Below are 15,829 nucleotides of genomic sequence, written 5' to 3' on the forward strand. Positions count from 1 at the left end.
CGAGAGCTCCACTCATGACGGCGCGCCCCCCGGCATGAACCGACCGCCACTGCTGCCACTCGCAGGCACGCTGCTCCGCCTCTCTCTTCCGCTGATCGTCTTTGCCGCCATCTGGGGCGGACTGGGCAAGCTCGAGCAGCAGGCCCGCGAAGGCGAGGAGCGGCAGAACATCTCCGTCTTTCAGCGCACTGCCGCGCAACAGGTCGAGCGCCTGCGCAGCGAGCTCGGCGCCACACGCATCGAGCGTGTTGCAGACCTGCGCAAGCTGGTGGCCCGGGTACTGGACAGCCGGCGCGATGCACGCGACGTCAGCCTCGAGATCATCGACCTTGGTGGCGATCACCCCAGACTGATCTACCAGGACCCCGACCTGCGCCCGAGCACGATGATGTATGTTGAACAGCTCGTCATCGGACAGCAACGCTGGCTGGTCGAGGTCTCTCCCCTGCCCGGCCATTACCTGCTGAACCCCAGCCAGTCTGTCGAAACCCTGCGCTGGGGCGGGCCGCTGATCGGGCTGCTCGTTGCGCTGCTGGTGGCGCTGCTGCAGTCGCGCGGGCGTAGCGTCAGGCGTCAGGTGCTGCGCCAGACCAGCGCGCTCGAACACATGAACCACCAGCTCGAACGCAGCAACAGTGCATTGCAGGCGGAGATCGCACGCAGCACCGAAGCCGAGCGCAGCCTGCGCAACACGACCACGCTGCAGCGCGCCATCCTCGACGGTTCGGAATACGCGATCGTATCGACCGACACCAATGGCCTGATCGAACTCTTCAATCCGGCAGCCGAACGCATCTTTGGCTGGCGCGCCGACGAGCTCGTCGGCCGGGCCACCCCGCTGCTGTTCTGCCCGGAAGACGAGCTCGCCCGTCTCGAATCACGTGATGGCCCCGGATTCTTCGCGATGATTGACGAGGCCCGCGCCGGCCACGCCGCCGAACCCCGCGAAATGACCTTGCGCCGCAAGGACGGTCACGAGTTCCCGGCCAGCCTCTCGGTGTCGCCGCTCCACGGCCCGGATGGTGCAATCCGTGGCTATCTGGGCATCGCCTCCGACATTGGCCGGCAGAAGGCGGCCGAGTCCCGCATCCGCTTCCTCGCGCATTACGACGCCCTGACCGAACTGCCCAACCGCAACTATCTCGGCCAGCGCCTGGCCGAGGCGCAGGAGCAATGCCGGCGCCGCGGCGAGCCGCTGGCGCTGCTGTTTCTCGATCTGGACCGCTTCAAGTACGTCAATGACTCGCTCGGCCACCACGCGGGCGACCTGCTGCTGCAGGCGGTATCAAGACGCTTCATGACCTGTGTCCGGGCAGAGGACACGGTGGCGCGCACCGGGGGCGACGAATTCGTGATCCTGCTGCCTTCACTGCCTGACCGCAACCGCGCCATCGAGGTCGCAGAGCGCATCCTGGCCGCATTGCGCGACCCCTTCGACATCCGCAGCCAGCGCCTGACGATCTCGCCCAGCATCGGCATCGCCCTTTATCCGGAAGACGGCGACGACGCCGAAACACTGATCAAGCACGCCGACGCCGCCATGTATCAGGCCAAGGCGGCCGGACGCAACGCCTACCGCTTCTACGACAGCCAGTACGCCCGCGAGCTGTCCGATCGACTGATACTCGAGAACGAACTGCGCCTCGCGCTCGAGCGCAAGCAGTTCGTCCTCCATTACCAGCCGCAACTCGATGTCTACAGTGGCGAAATCACCGGAATCGAGGCCCTGTTGCGCTGGCAGCACCCGCAGCACGGCCTGGTGCCGCCCGATCGTTTCATTCCGATTGCGGAAGACTCCGGTCTGATCGTTCCGATCGGCGACTGGGTGCTGCGCGCCGCCTGCGCGCAGGCGCATGCCTGGCGCGTCGCCGGCCTGCTCGATGCCCCGATGGCGGTCAACCTGTCGGCGCGCCAGTTCGATCAGCCCGATCTGCCCGAGCAGATCGCCAGCGTGCTGGAGGCGACCGGACTGCCGGCCACCCGCCTGGAGCTGGAACTGACCGAGAGCCTCGTGATGCGCGAACCCGAGCGCAGTTCGGACACGCTGAGCCGTTGCAAGGCGCTTGGTCTGACGATTGCGATTGACGACTTCGGCACCGGCTACTCCAGCCTCGCCTATCTGCGGCGCTTCCCCATCGACCGTCTGAAGATCGACCGCTCCTTCATCAAGGACATCGTCGACGAACCGGACGACGCCGCGATTGCACAGGCCATCATCGCGATGGCGCACAGTCTGAGGCTGAACGTCGTTGCCGAAGGCGTGGAAAGCGACGCGCAACTGAGCCTGCTGCGTCAGTGGCACTGCGGCATCTACCAGGGCTTCCTGTCCAGCCGCCCCTTGCCGGGCGAAGCCCTCACGGCGCTGCTGCGCGGCATGAAAGCCGCCGGGGTCGCCGAACTCGCGCCGCCTCCGCTGCAGCACTGACGGCGACCACCGGGGCGGGATCAGGCGGCAGCCGTTCCGCCCATGGTTTCCAGCACGCGCAACAGGCTTGAGGTGTCGTCGTGCCCCAGACCGGATGCCATCAGAGCGTTGAGCTGCTGCCAGACCTGAGCGGCGATCGGCAAGGGAATACCGAGGGCACAGGCCTCCTGCATCAGGATGCCGAAGTCCTTGTGATGCAGACGCGCCTCGACACCGGCGGAAAAGTCGCGACTCACCATGCGCGCGCCCATCACTTCGAGCACCCGCGACGCAGCCGACCCGCCCATCAGTGCCTGACGCACCGCAGCCAGATCCACACCATGTGCCTGAGCCAGATGCATGGCTTCGGCACCGGCCTGAATCGCCGCCACCATGATCATCTGGTTGCAGGCCTTGGCCACCTGCCCTGCACCCGCCGGCCCCACATGCACGATGCGCTTGCCGAGAACCTCGAGCAGCGGGCGCACCCGCGCCAGCGTCTCCGCCTCACCACCGGCCATGATGGCGAGCGTGGCATCGATCGCACCCTGCGCGCCGCCGGACACGGGCGCATCGAGCCAGCCCACGCCGCGGCCGGCATGGTGTGCAGCAAGCCTGCGCGCGCAACCCGGCGCAATCGTGCTCATGTCCACATGGACCGCACCCGCTGCAAAACCGGCTGCAAGCCCCTGTTCGCCAAGCACCAGCGCCTCGACATCCGCGCTGCCGGTGACGATGCTGAAGACGACCTCGCTGCGCGCCGCCAGCTCGGCAGGCGTGGCACAGCCAAGCGCACCTGCGGCGACCACCTCCGCGGCCGCCTCCGGGCGCCGTGCCCACACCACCAGCTCATGCCCGGCACCCAGCAGATGACGGGCCATCGGCGCGCCCATCGCGCCGAGGCCGATGAAGCCCAACCTCATTCGCCGGCTCCGCCGCTCATGAGTTCGAGCAACTTGAGCATCGCGATCGAGTCGTCCTCGCCCAGCCCGCTGCCAACCATCGCATTGAACATCTGCGCGGTGGCCGCCGAGGACGGCAGTGCAAGCCCGAGCCGATGCGCCTCTTCCATGACGATGCGCATGTCCTTCTGGTGCATCCAGGCCTTGAAGCCGGGGCGAAAATTGCGGTCGAGCATGCGCTGGCCGTGGTTCTCAAGAATGCGCGAATAGGCAAAACCACCGAGCAGGGCCTCACGCACCTTGCCGGCATCCACACCGCTGCGGGTGGCAAAGTTGAGGGCCTCGGCCACGGCCGCCACCCCGACGCCGGTCAGGATCTGGTTGCAGGCCTTCGCGACCTGGCCTGCACCCGCGTCACCAATGCGCGTCACCGACTTGCCCATGGCCTCGAACACCGGCTTGATCTTGTCGAACGCGGCCTCATCGCCGCCGGCCATGATGGTCAGCGAGCCGGCAATCGCACCCACCTCGCCACCGGACACCGGCGCGTCGATCATGCTCACGCCACGCGCCTTGAGGCCGGCGGAAATCGACTGCGCCGCCGCCGGGGCGATGGTGCTCATGTCGGCGTGAATGTGGCCCGGCCCCGCACCTTCGGCCACGCCGCCGGCACCGAGCGTCACCTGCTCCACGTCCGGCGCGTCAGCCACCATGCTGATGGTGATCGCTGCCCGCTGTGCGACTTCGGCGGCGCTGGCACAGTCTCCGGCACCGGCCTCGAGCAACGGCGTCATCGACTCGCGGCGGCGGCTCCAGACAAGCACCGTATGCCCGGCCTTGATCAGGTTCAGCGCCATGGGGCGGCCCATCAGGCCCAGTCCGATAAATCCGACTTCCATTTCGACTCTCGCTCCGTGAGAAATTCATAGAAAAGCAGCGCAGCCGGCCCACCCACCCTACCGCGAACGGCACGGGCAGCGGATAATCCCGACTCATGAACTGTGCCCCCATGATCAAGGAAATCGGGCGCGGCGCCAAGGGCGCCCGCTCTCTCGAACGCGACGCGGCCGCCACCCTCTTCGGTGGCATGCTCGACGGCAGCGTGGCCGACCTCGAGCTCGGCGCCATCCTGATCGCCCTGCGCATCAAGAGCGAGTCGCTTGACGAACTGCTCGGCTTCAAGCAGGCCATGGACGCACAGGGTGCACAGCTTGTCGTGCCCGATGGCCCGCGCTGTGTCGTGCTGCCGAGCTACAACGGTGCCCGCCGCCAGCCCAACCTGATGCCGCTGGTGGCAATGTTGCTGGCCCGCGACGGCGTGCCGGTGCTGATTCAGGGCCGGCACGATTTTGAATCCAGGGTCAGCCCCTTCGAACTGCTCGCAGCGCTCGGCATCACGCCCGCCAGCGATACTGCCGAAGCCGGCGCGCAACTGGCCAGCCGGCATCTGACCTGCCTGCAGGTCAGCACCCTGCTGCCAGGGCTCGATCGTCTGCTGTCCCTGCGCCCGCGCATGGGCGTACGCAGCAGCGCCCACACCATGGCCAAGCTGCTCGACCCATGCAGGGGCCGCAGTGTGCGGGTGGTGGCCGTCACCCATCCCGAATACCTCGAGCGCATGGACGAATTCCTGCGTGCGGACGGTGGCCGCGCGATGCTGCTGCGCGGCACCGAAGGCGAGATCTACGCCAACCCGAGACGCTGCCCGGAGATGAAGACCTATGCCGACGGCACGGGCCAGACCGGTGTTGCAGGCGAGGAAGGCGGTGCGCCTCCACTTGCGGGACTGCCCGACAGTCCGTCGATTGCCGACAACGTGACGACGATCCGCGCCATGCTGAGCGGCGAGCAGCCCGTCCCCGCCCCCATCGTGGCACAGGTCCGGGCCTTGAAGGTACTCGCGCTGGATTGAACCCTTCGCGGTCGCGCCCCAAGGCCTGACGGCCCTCAGCCCGCCAGCCTGCCGTCCCGAAAGTCGCTGAGCGCCTGATAGATCTCATGCTCGGTATTCATCACGAAGGGGCCGTATTGCGCAATCGGCTCGTTCAGCGGCTGACCGGCGATGAGCAGCACCCGCGCCGGCGCGGCACTCTCGAGCACCACGCCGTCACTGCCTTCGGCCTTGCCGAGGATCGCCATGCGCTGCGTAGCGACCGCTTTTTCGCCGATCATGACCTCGCCGCGATAGACATAGACGAAGGCGTTGTGAGCTTCAGGCAGCGACTGAACGAAGCGCCCACCCGCTGGCAGATGCAGGTCGAGATACAGCGGCGCGCTGGCCGCCCGCGTGACCGCACCTTCCACACCGTGGCTGCGGCCTGCGATCACGGTGACGGCCACGCCTTCGGCGGTCTCGAACGCCGGCAGCTCGGCCGCGGAAAAATCCCGGTACCACGGCTCACACAGCTTGTCCCGCGCAGGCAGATTGAGCCACAGCTGGAAGCCCTCCATCATGCCTTCTTCCTGCTGCGGGACCTCGGAGTGGATCACGCCACGACCGGCCGTCATCCACTGCACGCCGCCGTTCTCCAGCAGGCCTTCGTGTCCCGCGCTGTCGCGATGAAGCATGCGCCCAGCAATCATGTAGGTGATGGTCTCGAAGCCACGATGCGGATGATCGGGAAAGCCGGCGATGTAGTCGTCCGGATTGTCGCTGCCGAAGGCATCGAGCATCAGGAAGGGGTCGAGCCGGCGCTGCAGCGCCTGTGTCAGCACACGGGTCAGCTTCACGCCCGCGCCGTCCGAGGTCGGGCGCCCGACAACCAGTTGTTCCACAGTTCGCGGCCGCAGCACACGCTCGGCCTGCAACGCGGACTGAAGATCTTTCGTTGTCATTTCAAGCTCCTGTGCGAGCGGGGACGATCCGCCCCCGCTGTGACTTTCAGCTCAATGCGGCGTGGATTTCCGCATCGGCATCGGCAAGCGCCTGGCGCGCGGCGTCCGGCCCCATCGAGAAACCTTCAGCATAGATGAAGCTGACATCGGTCATGCCGAGAAAGCCGAGGAAGGTCCTGAGGTGCGGCACCTGGGAGTCCAGTTCGGTACCACGGTACTTGCCACCGCGAGCAAGGGCGACATAGACCTTCTTGCCCTTGAGCAGACCTTCGGGCCCGTTCTCGGTATAGCGGAAGGTGACGCCTGCGCGCGCAACCGCATCGATCCAGGTCTTGAGCTGAACCGGAATGCCGAAGTTGTACATCGGCACGCCCAGCACCAGCACATCGGCCGCCTGCAGTTCTGCGATCAGGGCGTCATCGAGTGCCGCACGTGCCGCCTGCTCGGGGCTGCGCTTGTCTGCAGGGGTAAAAATGGCGCCCAGCGCGGCTTCGTCCAGCACCGGATGCGGCGTTGTAGCCAGATCACGGACGTTCAGCACGGCGTCCGGCGAAGCCGTCTGCAAGCGCGCCACGATGGCGTTGGCAACACGCGTGGAGTTCGCACCTTCGCTGCGGGCGCTGGCATTGATCTGAAGGATGTTCATGAGGTGCTCCGGTAAGTGGGGTTTCGATGGCCACACTCTATTCCTGCACAATCAAGATGATAATCCGTCATATCGGATAACATTATTCCAATCATGGAACAATACGACGCAAACGATCTGCTGATCTTCGCCCGCGTGGTTGAAATGGGCAGTTTCAGCCGTGCCGCCGAGCACCTTGGACTGCCCAGATCGACCGTGTCGCGGCGCATCAGCCTGCTAGAAGAGCAACTCGGCGAGCGCCTGATGCAGCGCACGACACGGCGCCTGCAGGTGACCGAGTTCGGCCAGGAGCTGCTCGAACACGCCCGTCAGGTGGCGGCCGAGGTCGAAGCCGTGGCGAACCTGGCTGAACACCGTCAGGCCGCGCCAAGCGGTCGCCTGCGCGTGTCGATGCCAAGCGACTTCGCCAATCTGTTGCTGACCGACATGCTTGGGGCCTTCGTTGCCATGCACCCGGCCATCTCGCTCGAACTGGACCTGTCACCGCGGCGTGTGGACCTGCTGGGGGAGAATTTCGACCTGGCGATCCGGATGGGCGAACTGCCGGAGAACAGCCTGCTCGCCGCGCGCCGCCTCACGGTTTTCAACAACGGACTGTACGCATCGCCCGACTACCTTGCAGAACACGGCGACCCGGCATCACCCGATGCGCTCACACACCACAGGGCCCTGCGCCTGCTGACCGGCTCGGGCGACCCCTTGCAATGGACACTGCTGCGTGGCGACGAACAGCGCCGGTTTGTCCCTGCAGGACGGATCACCGCGAACTCGCCCGAACTGCTGATTCGAATGGCCTGTTCGGGGGCGGGCATTGCCGCCGCACCCGAGCAGTTTGCATCGCCCTATCTTCGTCGCGGCGAGTTGCGACGCGTGTTACCGGACTGGTGCCTGCCCTCCCACACTGCATGGGCAGTATTCCCCGGGCGACGGCTGATGCCCGCCAAGACGCGCGCCTTCATCGACATGCTGGTCACCGCCCTGTCCGCCACACCGGGCACATGAGCCAGGCGTGTCTCGCAGTCCCGGCATGAGCTGTCTGGCCGCAGGGAACTTTAGGCGCGGTCCGATTACGAAGTGACGCGCAACATGAATCGCCTACAATCCCTATTCTCTTCGCTCCAACGCAATCCCAGTCAATGACACTCTCCCGCCTGTCCGCCCGTCAGATGTTTTTGGCGCTTTTCGCCCTGTGTGCAGGAATGCTCGGCTTCGGCCTCTATCTGCAGCATGTGGTCGGTCTGCACCCCTGCCCGATGTGCATCATGCAGCGCTACGCACTGCTCACGGTCGGCCTGATCGGGCTGATCGGCGGACTGCACGGCCCTGGCGCAACAGGCAGCCGGATCTACGCCGGCCTGATCGGGCTGACCGCAATTGCAGGCGGCGGCGTTGCTGCGAACCAGAGCTGGCTTCAGCTCAACCCGCCGGGGATCGCAGAGTGCGGTCCGGGAATGGAGTATCTGATGGAGAGTTTTCCGCTGACGGAAGTGCTGCCGATGCTGTTTCGTGGCGCCGGCGACTGCAGCGCAATCGACTGGACCTTCCTGGGGCTGTCCCTCGCCAACTGGTCGCTATTGAGCTTCAGCGCCTTCACCATTTTCGCGCTCTGGCTGCTGTTCCGGCGTCAGCCGCGCTGAACCCCGAGGGCGACGCGTGACCGTCGCCCGTTCAGGCTGCAGCGATCAGCCCACCACCTGAGTGATCGCACCGCCGATTTCGTAACGACCGCCGCCAATCGCATGACAGCGCGTGACCTTGAGCCGGGTCACCAGCGGCGGCCGCCCCAGACCGGCCCCCGGCGACATCACTGCGACGTCGATCACCTCCAGCTCTCCAGGCACATAGGCGGCGTGAAGCGTCATGCCGCTGACGCTCAGTTCGATGCATTCGGCGGCCACCGAGCGCCCCTCCCCAAGCAGAATGGATGCAGCGCAACCCAGCGGAATGCGTCGATCGAGCCGTCGATCAGGAGGCGTGACATGGTCGTTCATGGGCAGGCTTGCATTCGCGGGATGAAAACAGCTCGATTGTAGCGCCCCGCCCACTCGGCCGCGCGGGCTCCCGTACGCCGGCAGTGCTCAGTAGTGGTCCTTGACGCCGACCTTGCGCAGGATGTTCTCCAGCGGACACAAACCGGTGAAGCCGCTCTGAAACAGGTTGGCACCGACAAACACGGTGAACCACAGGAAGTTCGCATTCACGAACAGCGGCGAGGCCTCAACCCCCAGTGCAAGGGAGATGAGCACGAAAGCACCTGCAAAGATGCGGACGAACTGATTTGTCGTGAGCTTCATTCGGATTCTCCAGTCAGTTGGGCGAGCCGCTTGCGCATCGCCGCGAAATACAGCACCGGGATCACCACCAGGGTGAGCACGGTGGACACGAACACCCCGAAGATCAGGCTCAGGGCAAGGCCGTTGAAAATCGGATCGTCGAGGATGAATATCGCGCCGATCATCGCCGCCAGCCCGGTCAGGCCGATCGGCTTGGCGCGCACGGCCGCCGCGCGGATCACCGCCTCGGAGAAATCGACGCCTTCCCTGACCTGCTGATTGACGAAATCCACCAGCAGTATCGAGTTGCGCACGATGATGCCGGCGAGCGCGATCATGCCGATCATCGAGGTGGCGGTAAATTGCGCGCCGAACAGCGCATGGCCCGGCATGACGCCGATCAGGGTGAGCGGAATCGGCGCCATGATGATCAGCGGCACGAGGTAGCTGTGAAACTGCGCCACCACCAGCAGATAGATCAGGATCAGGCCCACCGCATAGGCAAGGCCCATGTCGCGAAAGGTCTCATAGGTGATCTGCCACTCGCCGTCCCATTTCAGCTGGTAGCCGGCATAGGGATCGGCGGGGGCACGGATGAACCATTCGCCAAGCGTGCCTGCCAGTCCCGGCGCGCCGTCGAGCGCCATGTCCCTGAGCTTGCTGCGGATGTCGAACATGCCATAAAGGGGCGAGTCGAGCTTGCCGCCCATGTCACCGGTCACGTACACCACGGGCAACAGGTCCTTGCGGTAGAGGATCTGCTCACGCCGGGTATCGAAGACATCGACCACTTCAGAGACCGCCACCAGCTGTCCGGAGCGGGATCGAACCTTCATCGACAACAGCGATGCCACATCCGACTGCCGGGTCGCCGGCAACTGGATGCGCACCGGGATCTCGTACTTGTTGTCGCCGCCATGTACCGGCGTCACGTTTTCGCCCGACAGCCCCAGACGCACGACCTCTACGATGTCCACCTGCGACACGCCCATGCGCGCCGCCTTGGCCTGATCCACCCGCAACAGCAGTTTGGGCGCGGCCTCATCGACTGAGTCGTCGACGCCCACGATGTCCTTCGTACCCTCGAACGCTGCCCGCACGCGCTTCGCGACCTCGATCTGACCGGCGTAATCCGGCCCGTAAATCTCCGCCACGATCGGTGACATCACTGGCGGCCCGGGCGGCACTTCGACGATCTTGGCATTGCCCCCGTTGCGCAGCGCAATTGCGGTCACGGCGTCACGCACCGACACTGCGATCTCGTGACTCTGGCGGCTGCGATGCGCCTTGTCGACCAGGTTGACCTGGATGTCGCCCTGTTCGGGCGCGCTGCGCAGATAGTACTGACGCACCAGCCCGTTGAAGTTGATCGGGCTCGCGCTGCCGGCATAAGCCTGCCAGTCGGTGACTTCCTCTACTGTCGCCAGTTCAGCGCCAATCTCGCGCAGCACGCGCGCGGTTTCCTCGACCGGCGTGCCGACCGGCATGTCGAGCACGACCTGGAACTCGCTCTTGTTGTCGAAGGGCAGCATCTTCATCACCACCAGCTGCACCACCGGCAGCGCCACCGAACCCGCGATCAGCACCACCACCAGCAGCCACAGGCGCATACGGGCGCGCCCACCGTGATTGACGTCGAGCATCGGCGTCATGATGCGGCGGAACAGACCGTCGAGCTTGCGCGTGAGCTTGTCCTCGCCCTCGTGATGATGCGCATCGACCGACTTCATCAGCTTCTGTGCAAGCCACGGGGTCACGATGAACGCAACCGCCAGCGAGATGAACATGCCCATCGAGGCATTGATCGGGATCGGGCTCATGTACGGCCCCATCAGACCGGTGACAAACGCCATCGGCAGCAAGGCCGCGATCACGGTGAAGGTTGCCAGGATGGTCGGCCCACCAACCTCGTCGACCGCCTTCGGAATCAGCTTCCACAGCGGGGTGTCGGGTTCGAGCGTATGCCAGCGGTGAATGTTCTCCACCACCACGATGGCGTCGTCCACCAGGATGCCGATGGAGAAGATCAGCGCAAAGAGACTGACGCGGTTCAGCGTGAAGCCCCAGGCCCAGGATGCAAACAGGGTCGCCGCCAGCGTAAGCGACACCGCGATGCCCACGATGATCGCCTCGCGGCGACCGAGCGCAAAGAACACCAGCGCGACGACCGCAGCCGTGGCGAACGCGAGCTTGCCGATGAGCTTCTGCGCCTTGTCATTCGCGGTCTGTCCGTAGTTGCGGGTCACCGTGACTTCGACCCCGTCCGGAACCAGCGACCCACGCAGGCTCTCGATGCGCTTGATCGCAGCGTCGGCAACGTCGGCGGCGTTTGCCCCCGGCTTCTTCGAGATCGACAGCGTCACGGCGGGAAACACGCCACTACCGGCCGCGGAGCCGGAGGCACCGGTACCGAACCAGACGTAGCTGGAGGGCTGGTCCGGGCCGTCCTCCACCTGCGCCACGTCGCGCAGGAAGACCGGCTTGTCGTCGAACACCCCCACCACCAGGCGACGCACGTCTTCGGCAGACTCGAGATAGGTGCCGGTCTGCACCAGCACCTCACGATTGTCGCGTACCAGGCTTCCCGCCGGCTGCGATGCGTTGGCCAACTGCAGCGCGGCGCGCAGATCCTGCGCCGTCACGCCATGCGCGTTCATGCGCTCGGTGTCGAGCTGAACACGGATCACCCTGCCCGGCCCTCCGATGGTGGTGACATCCCGGGTGCCGGGCAGACGCTTGAGTTCGAGTTCGCTTGCGCGCGCCACCTGCTGCAGCTCGAAAGCCGCACGCTCGGGGTCGGCGGTCCACAGGGTGAGACTGACGATGGGGACATCGTCGATGCCCTTGGGCTTGATCAGCGGTTCGCCGACACCGAGCTGCGGCGACAGCCAGTCGCTGTTCGAATGCACCGTGTCGTACAGCCGTACCAGCGCAGTCTGGTTGGGAATCCCGACCTCGAACTGCACGGTAATGATCGACATGCCCGGGCGTGAAACCGAATACACATGCTCGACGCCTGCCATCCGCGACAGCACCTGCTCTGCGGGCCGCGCCACCAGCGCCTCGACATCCTGCGCCGACGCCCCCGGGAAAGGCACGATGACGTTGGCCATGGTGACGTCGATCTGCGGCTCCTCCTCCTTGGGCGTGACCAGCGTGGCGAACACACCGGCCAGCAGCAGGACGAGGGCGATCAGGGGGGTCAGCGCGTTGCGCTGAAAGGCGGCCGCGATGCGACCGGACAAGCCAAGAGGGGTGCTCATCTCCGACTCCCTGCTCAGGGCCGGCTTGCGGTGCTGACCGCAATACCTGCCTGAACCGGATCGAGGGCGATGGTTTCACCGCTGTGCAGCCCGGCAAGCACTTCGACCCCGCCCTCGGCGCCAACACGCTCGCCAAGGCGCAACTGGCGCAGGCTGAAGCCACCCTTGTCGTCGGCCACATACACCGCAGTCAGCTCTCCGCGACGCAGGACCGCCGTCGACGGCACCACGAGGCGGGCGCTTTCGCCCGACAGGAAATGAACCCGGGCATAGCTGCCGGGCACCACGCCAAGGGTCGCAGGGGGCAGATCCACCCTGACCTGCACGGTATGGGTGCGCGCATCGGCCGCAGGCAGCACGGTGACTGCGGCAGCCTCCACCCAGCGCCCTGAACCGGGCAGTTCGACACTGGCACGCAGCGGTACCTTGCCAAGGGCGGTCATGCGCTGTTGCGACACATCGGCCACCGCCCGCATGGCCGCGGGGTCGTATACGGTGAGCAGCGGGGTACCCGGTTGCGCCATCTCGCCGGCATCGACGTGGCGCGCAGCCACCAGGCCAGAGAGCGGCGACACGATGCGGGTATAGCCCACCACGGTCGACGCCTGGCCACGACCGGCTTGCGCGCTGCGCACCTGCGCTTCGGCAGCATCGAGTGCGGAGCGCGCCTGGTCGAGTGCGGACTGACTGACGAACTTGCGCTCGAACAGGCTGCGGGCACGCTCGTAATCGCTGCGCGCCTTGATTCGGCCCGCCTCGGCCTGCGCAACGCCAGCCTCGGCACCCGCCACGGCCTGACTTGCCTCGGCAGCGTCGATACGCAGCAGCACGTCACCACGCGTGACGCGGTCGCCCGCATCGACGTTCAACTCCATGACCCGGCCCGCAACCTGGGCAGCAAGGGTCGCCTGCCTGACCGCCTCGACAGTCGCTTCGGCAGGCTGCGAGACGCTGACCGGCCGGGCTTCGATCAACAGGGTCGGCACCTCGGCACGCGCCAGCGCAGCGCTGCACAGAAGTGCCGACAACAAGAGGGGGACGGTATGCTTGGTCATGAATATAAGTATATGCTTATAATTGTGACCGTCAAGCATTCCATGCTGCTACTCAAGCGCAGCGCATCCTCGCCGCGTGGGGCTCAGTCGAACGCGCTCAACCCGTACTCGGCGATCGCGGCAACCACGCCTGGCGCCTCGCCCACGGCCAGGCTCAGATGGAATTCACAGCCCGGATGTCGCTGCCGGGCGGCATCGAGCAACACCGGCACATCACGCTTGAGGTGCCCGCCCTGAGCGAGGAAAACGGGCACGACCGCGATCCGGGTCACGCCGCGTGCGACCAGTTCATCCACCGCAAGGTCGAGGGTCGGACTCATGAACTCGAGAAAGGCCAGTTCCACGTGCTGCCCGGGGGCACGCACGCGCATGGTGTCGCGGATACGCTGCATCGGGCCCGCCCACTCGGGGTCGCGCGCACCATGGCCGAACAGGATCACGGCCTGTGCTGCCGGAGAAGTGGTTTGAGTCATAGGGAGTCCAGTCAGGTTGGAGTGGCGTCAGACCGCGGATTTCAGCAAATGATCCATCGCCCGCGCGGCAACGAACAGACCGACGCTGGCCGTCATTGCCATGCTCGACCCGTAACCCGCGCACGCCAGGCCCTGCGGCCCCCGCCCCGCGTCGCACGCGACGGCATCGGGGTAGCGCAGCGGCTCGCAGGAATAGACCGCCTCGATGGCGAACTTGCGCTTCGGGTCGCGCGGAAAACCATGCGCCTTTCGCAACTGCGCGCGCACCTTTGCCAGCAGCGGATCCTGCTCGGTACGCGACAGGTCGTCCACCCGGATGCGCGTCGGATCAACCTTGCCTCCCGCGCCGCCCGCCATGACCAAGGTGAGCTGGTGGAGGCGACAATGGGCCGCCATCGCGACCTTTGCGCGCACGTTGTCGATGGCATCAACGACCACATCGAAACCGCCGAGCAGTTCGCTCACGTTCTCGGGCGTAAGGAAATCATCGACCTGTGTCACCCGGCACAGCGGATTGATCCCGCGAACCCGCTCGCTCATGGCCGCCACCTTGGCCTGGCCAAGAGTGGCATCGAGCGCATGGGCCTGACGGTTGATGTTCGACTCGGCAACATGATCGAGATCGATCAGCGTCAGATGCCCAACGCCGCTGCGCGCGAGCGCCTCGACCACCCAGGACCCCACGCCGCCAATGCCAACAACACAGACCGAAGACGCACTCAGGCGCGCAAGCGCCCGATCGCCGTAGAGGCGTCCGATACCGCCGAAGCGGCGCTCGACATCGACGTCGGGCAATGAATCGGCGGAGGAAACAGCAGCAGACAACATGGACGAATCGTCGTGAAGAGGGAAGGCCCGATCTTACCCCAGCGCCTTGCCCGGCACGCGGACTCAGAGGGTTGCGGCGGCCTCGACGCGCAGGGAGTCGAGCCAGACTCCAAGCCCCTGGGCGTTGAGCTCGAGGTCCATGCGCAACAGTTGCAGCGCTTCGTCCTCGTTGAGGGCCCAGTGCTGACGCGCAGTTTCCTCGCGCACGATCTGCTCCAGACCAGCAAGAATCTCGACATGGCGCGCCACACCGTCGCCACGCGCGGCGCGTCCAACCGCAACCTGGGTATCGATCAGCCGGTGCAGATCGCCGGCCAGACGTTCGACATCTTCCACCCTGCTGTAATGCGTCAGATACATCGCCCGCGGACCAAAGGCGAGCATGCGGTCGATGGATTCGTGCATTGCGTCGGGATCGAACTGCGACGGCGTGGTCGTCGGATAGACGAACGCACGCCCATCCACGTCCAGTTCGCGATAGGAAACGCCGAAAATGTCCCCGGTGAAGAACGCTCGTGCGCGCTCGTCCCAGATCGCCACGTGATGCCGCGCATGCCCCGGCGTGTCGACAATTCGCAGCCTGCGCGCGCCGAGCGAAATTTCAAGCCCGTCCTCGGCCGACACGATCCGCTCAGCCGGCACAGGCGCCAGGCGTCCGTACAGCCGGAAAGTCTGCTCCGCCCCATATACCGCAGCAGCACCCTCCCACAGACGCGACGGGTCGATCATGTGGCGCACGCCGCGCGGGTGCACCACCAGCTTCGCATTCGGCAGTGCGCACATCATGCTGCCGGCCCCGCCCGCATGGTCGAGATGGATATGCGTGAGCAGCACCCAGTCGACCGCGTCCGGGGTAATGCCGAGACTGGCCAGTGCGCCCAGAATGCGGGGAATCGAAGCGTTGCAGCCGGTATCGACCACGGCAGCGCGACCGGTATCGACGATCAGATGAATCGCAGCCACCTGCGGCCGCTCACCATAGCCCGAGTCAATGGCATAAATGCCATCCGGATAAGTTGTAATGTCATTCATGATCAGTGTCCCACCCTGTTCTGCTGTTTTGCTCTTTTGTGCAATTGTATCCACACGGCGTGATACGTGATGCATGGCAAACCACACGTTACACTCGCACCTCCTGAACGCACGGTTC

At 65.5% G+C, this 15,829-nt stretch carries 14 protein-coding genes and 1 pseudogene; 4 read left to right on the plus strand and 11 right to left on the minus strand.

Annotated features, from left to right (window positions below):
- Positions 1-34 precede the first annotated feature (34 nt).
- Positions 35-2,425, plus strand: a complete 2,391-nt coding sequence (locus tag CEW83_RS21635; RefSeq protein ID WP_159099449.1) for a putative bifunctional diguanylate cyclase/phosphodiesterase — start codon at positions 35-37, stop codon at positions 2,423-2,425.
- A 20-nt stretch (positions 2,426-2,445) separates the two neighbouring features.
- Here the strand turns inward: CEW83_RS21635 and CEW83_RS11640 are convergent.
- Positions 2,446-3,369, minus strand: a pseudogene (locus tag CEW83_RS11640) (NAD(P)-dependent oxidoreductase); the annotation flags it as partial.
- Positions 3,324-4,205 carry an NAD(P)-dependent oxidoreductase gene (locus tag CEW83_RS11645; RefSeq protein WP_108949490.1) on the minus strand — a complete coding sequence of 294 codons (882 nt, stop codon included), beginning with the start codon at positions 4,203-4,205 and terminating at the stop codon, positions 3,324-3,326. The gene CEW83_RS11645 and the pseudogene CEW83_RS11640, both read right to left, overlap by 46 nt.
- Before the next feature lie 95 nt (positions 4,206-4,300).
- On the opposite strand from CEW83_RS11645, the gene ybiB reads away from it, so the two are divergent.
- Positions 4,301-5,218, plus strand: coding sequence for a DNA-binding protein YbiB (ybiB, locus tag CEW83_RS11650; RefSeq protein WP_108949491.1), 918 nt, complete (start codon positions 4,301-4,303; stop codon positions 5,216-5,218).
- 35 nt (positions 5,219-5,253) lie between these two features.
- Here the strand turns inward: ybiB and CEW83_RS11655 are convergent, their stop codons facing one another.
- Positions 5,254-6,141 carry a pirin family protein gene (locus tag CEW83_RS11655; protein WP_108949492.1) on the minus strand — a complete coding sequence of 296 codons (888 nt, stop codon included), beginning with the start codon at positions 6,139-6,141 and terminating at the stop codon, positions 5,254-5,256.
- A gap of 46 nt (positions 6,142-6,187) precedes the next feature.
- Complete coding sequence (locus CEW83_RS11660) at positions 6,188-6,787, minus strand: FMN-dependent NADH-azoreductase (RefSeq protein ID WP_108949493.1); 600 nt, start codon at positions 6,785-6,787, stop codon at positions 6,188-6,190.
- A 93-nt stretch (positions 6,788-6,880) separates the two neighbouring features.
- On the opposite strand from CEW83_RS11660, the gene CEW83_RS11665 reads away from it, so the two are divergent.
- On the plus strand, positions 6,881-7,789 hold the full coding sequence (locus CEW83_RS11665; RefSeq protein WP_108949494.1) for a LysR family transcriptional regulator: 909 nt from the start codon (positions 6,881-6,883) through the stop codon (positions 7,787-7,789).
- A gap of 134 nt (positions 7,790-7,923) precedes the next feature.
- Positions 7,924-8,424, plus strand: a complete 501-nt coding sequence (locus CEW83_RS11670) for a disulfide bond formation protein B (RefSeq protein ID WP_108949495.1) — start codon at positions 7,924-7,926, stop codon at positions 8,422-8,424.
- 45 nt (positions 8,425-8,469) lie between these two features.
- Here CEW83_RS11670 and CEW83_RS11675 read toward each other — a convergent pair whose 3' ends face one another.
- The 7 genes from CEW83_RS11675 to CEW83_RS11705 form a co-directional block, all read right to left on the minus strand.
- Complete coding sequence (locus CEW83_RS11675; protein WP_108949496.1) at positions 8,470-8,778, minus strand: PilZ domain-containing protein; 309 nt, start codon at positions 8,776-8,778, stop codon at positions 8,470-8,472.
- Positions 8,779-8,865: 87 nt separating this feature from the next.
- Positions 8,866-9,081: a YgaP family membrane protein gene (locus tag CEW83_RS11680; protein ID WP_108949497.1), complete on the minus strand. Its 216-nt coding sequence runs from the start codon at positions 9,079-9,081 to the stop codon at positions 8,866-8,868.
- Positions 9,078-12,323, minus strand: coding sequence for an efflux RND transporter permease subunit (locus tag CEW83_RS11685; RefSeq protein ID WP_108949498.1), 3,246 nt, complete (start codon positions 12,321-12,323; stop codon positions 9,078-9,080). The genes CEW83_RS11680 and CEW83_RS11685 overlap by 4 nt, the downstream gene beginning before the upstream one ends.
- Positions 12,324-12,337: 14 nt before the next feature.
- Positions 12,338-13,378 carry an efflux RND transporter periplasmic adaptor subunit gene (locus tag CEW83_RS11690; protein WP_108949499.1) on the minus strand — a complete coding sequence of 347 codons (1,041 nt, stop codon included), beginning with the start codon at positions 13,376-13,378 and terminating at the stop codon, positions 12,338-12,340.
- A gap of 83 nt (positions 13,379-13,461) precedes the next feature.
- Positions 13,462-13,851: a sirohydrochlorin chelatase gene (locus tag CEW83_RS11695; protein WP_108949500.1), complete on the minus strand. Its 390-nt coding sequence runs from the start codon at positions 13,849-13,851 to the stop codon at positions 13,462-13,464.
- A gap of 27 nt (positions 13,852-13,878) precedes the next feature.
- Entirely contained in the window at positions 13,879-14,679 is an 801-nt protein-coding gene (locus CEW83_RS11700) for a tRNA threonylcarbamoyladenosine dehydratase (RefSeq protein ID WP_108949501.1), read from the minus strand.
- A gap of 63 nt (positions 14,680-14,742) precedes the next feature.
- Entirely contained in the window at positions 14,743-15,711 is a 969-nt protein-coding gene (locus CEW83_RS11705; protein WP_108951368.1) for an MBL fold metallo-hydrolase, read from the minus strand.
- Positions 15,712-15,829 lie beyond the last annotated feature (118 nt).

Source organism: Parazoarcus communis (assembly GCF_003111645.1).
Taxonomy (GTDB): Bacteria; Pseudomonadota; Gammaproteobacteria; order Burkholderiales; family Rhodocyclaceae; genus Parazoarcus; species Parazoarcus communis_A.

What these genes read in the sequence shown, in the direction of transcription:
- CEW83_RS21635 (WP_159099449.1), top strand. Translation starts at nt 35, where the DNA reads ATGAACCGACCGCCACTGCTGCCACTCGCAGGCACGCTGCTCCGCCTC.
- CEW83_RS11645 (WP_108949490.1), bottom strand. Translation starts at nt 4,205, where the DNA reads ATGGAAGTCGGATTTATCGGACTGGGCCTGATGGGCCGCCCCATGGCG.
- ybiB (WP_108949491.1), top strand. Translation starts at nt 4,301, where the DNA reads ATGAACTGTGCCCCCATGATCAAGGAAATCGGGCGCGGCGCCAAGGGC.
- CEW83_RS11655 (WP_108949492.1), bottom strand. Translation starts at nt 6,141, where the DNA reads ATGACAACGAAAGATCTTCAGTCCGCGTTGCAGGCCGAGCGTGTGCTG.
- CEW83_RS11660 (WP_108949493.1), bottom strand. Translation starts at nt 6,787, where the DNA reads ATGAACATCCTTCAGATCAATGCCAGCGCCCGCAGCGAAGGTGCGAAC.
- CEW83_RS11665 (WP_108949494.1), top strand. Translation starts at nt 6,881, where the DNA reads ATGGAACAATACGACGCAAACGATCTGCTGATCTTCGCCCGCGTGGTT.
- CEW83_RS11670 (WP_108949495.1), top strand. Translation starts at nt 7,924, where the DNA reads ATGACACTCTCCCGCCTGTCCGCCCGTCAGATGTTTTTGGCGCTTTTC.
- CEW83_RS11675 (WP_108949496.1), bottom strand. Translation starts at nt 8,778, where the DNA reads ATGAACGACCATGTCACGCCTCCTGATCGACGGCTCGATCGACGCATT.
- CEW83_RS11680 (WP_108949497.1), bottom strand. Translation starts at nt 9,081, where the DNA reads ATGAAGCTCACGACAAATCAGTTCGTCCGCATCTTTGCAGGTGCTTTC.
- CEW83_RS11685 (WP_108949498.1), bottom strand. Translation starts at nt 12,323, where the DNA reads ATGAGCACCCCTCTTGGCTTGTCCGGTCGCATCGCGGCCGCCTTTCAG.
- CEW83_RS11690 (WP_108949499.1), bottom strand. Translation starts at nt 13,378, where the DNA reads ATGACCAAGCATACCGTCCCCCTCTTGTTGTCGGCACTTCTGTGCAGC.
- CEW83_RS11695 (WP_108949500.1), bottom strand. Translation starts at nt 13,851, where the DNA reads ATGACTCAAACCACTTCTCCGGCAGCACAGGCCGTGATCCTGTTCGGC.
- CEW83_RS11700 (WP_108949501.1), bottom strand. Translation starts at nt 14,679, where the DNA reads ATGTTGTCTGCTGCTGTTTCCTCCGCCGATTCATTGCCCGACGTCGAT.
- CEW83_RS11705 (WP_108951368.1), bottom strand. Translation starts at nt 15,711, where the DNA reads ATGAATGACATTACAACTTATCCGGATGGCATTTATGCCATTGACTCG.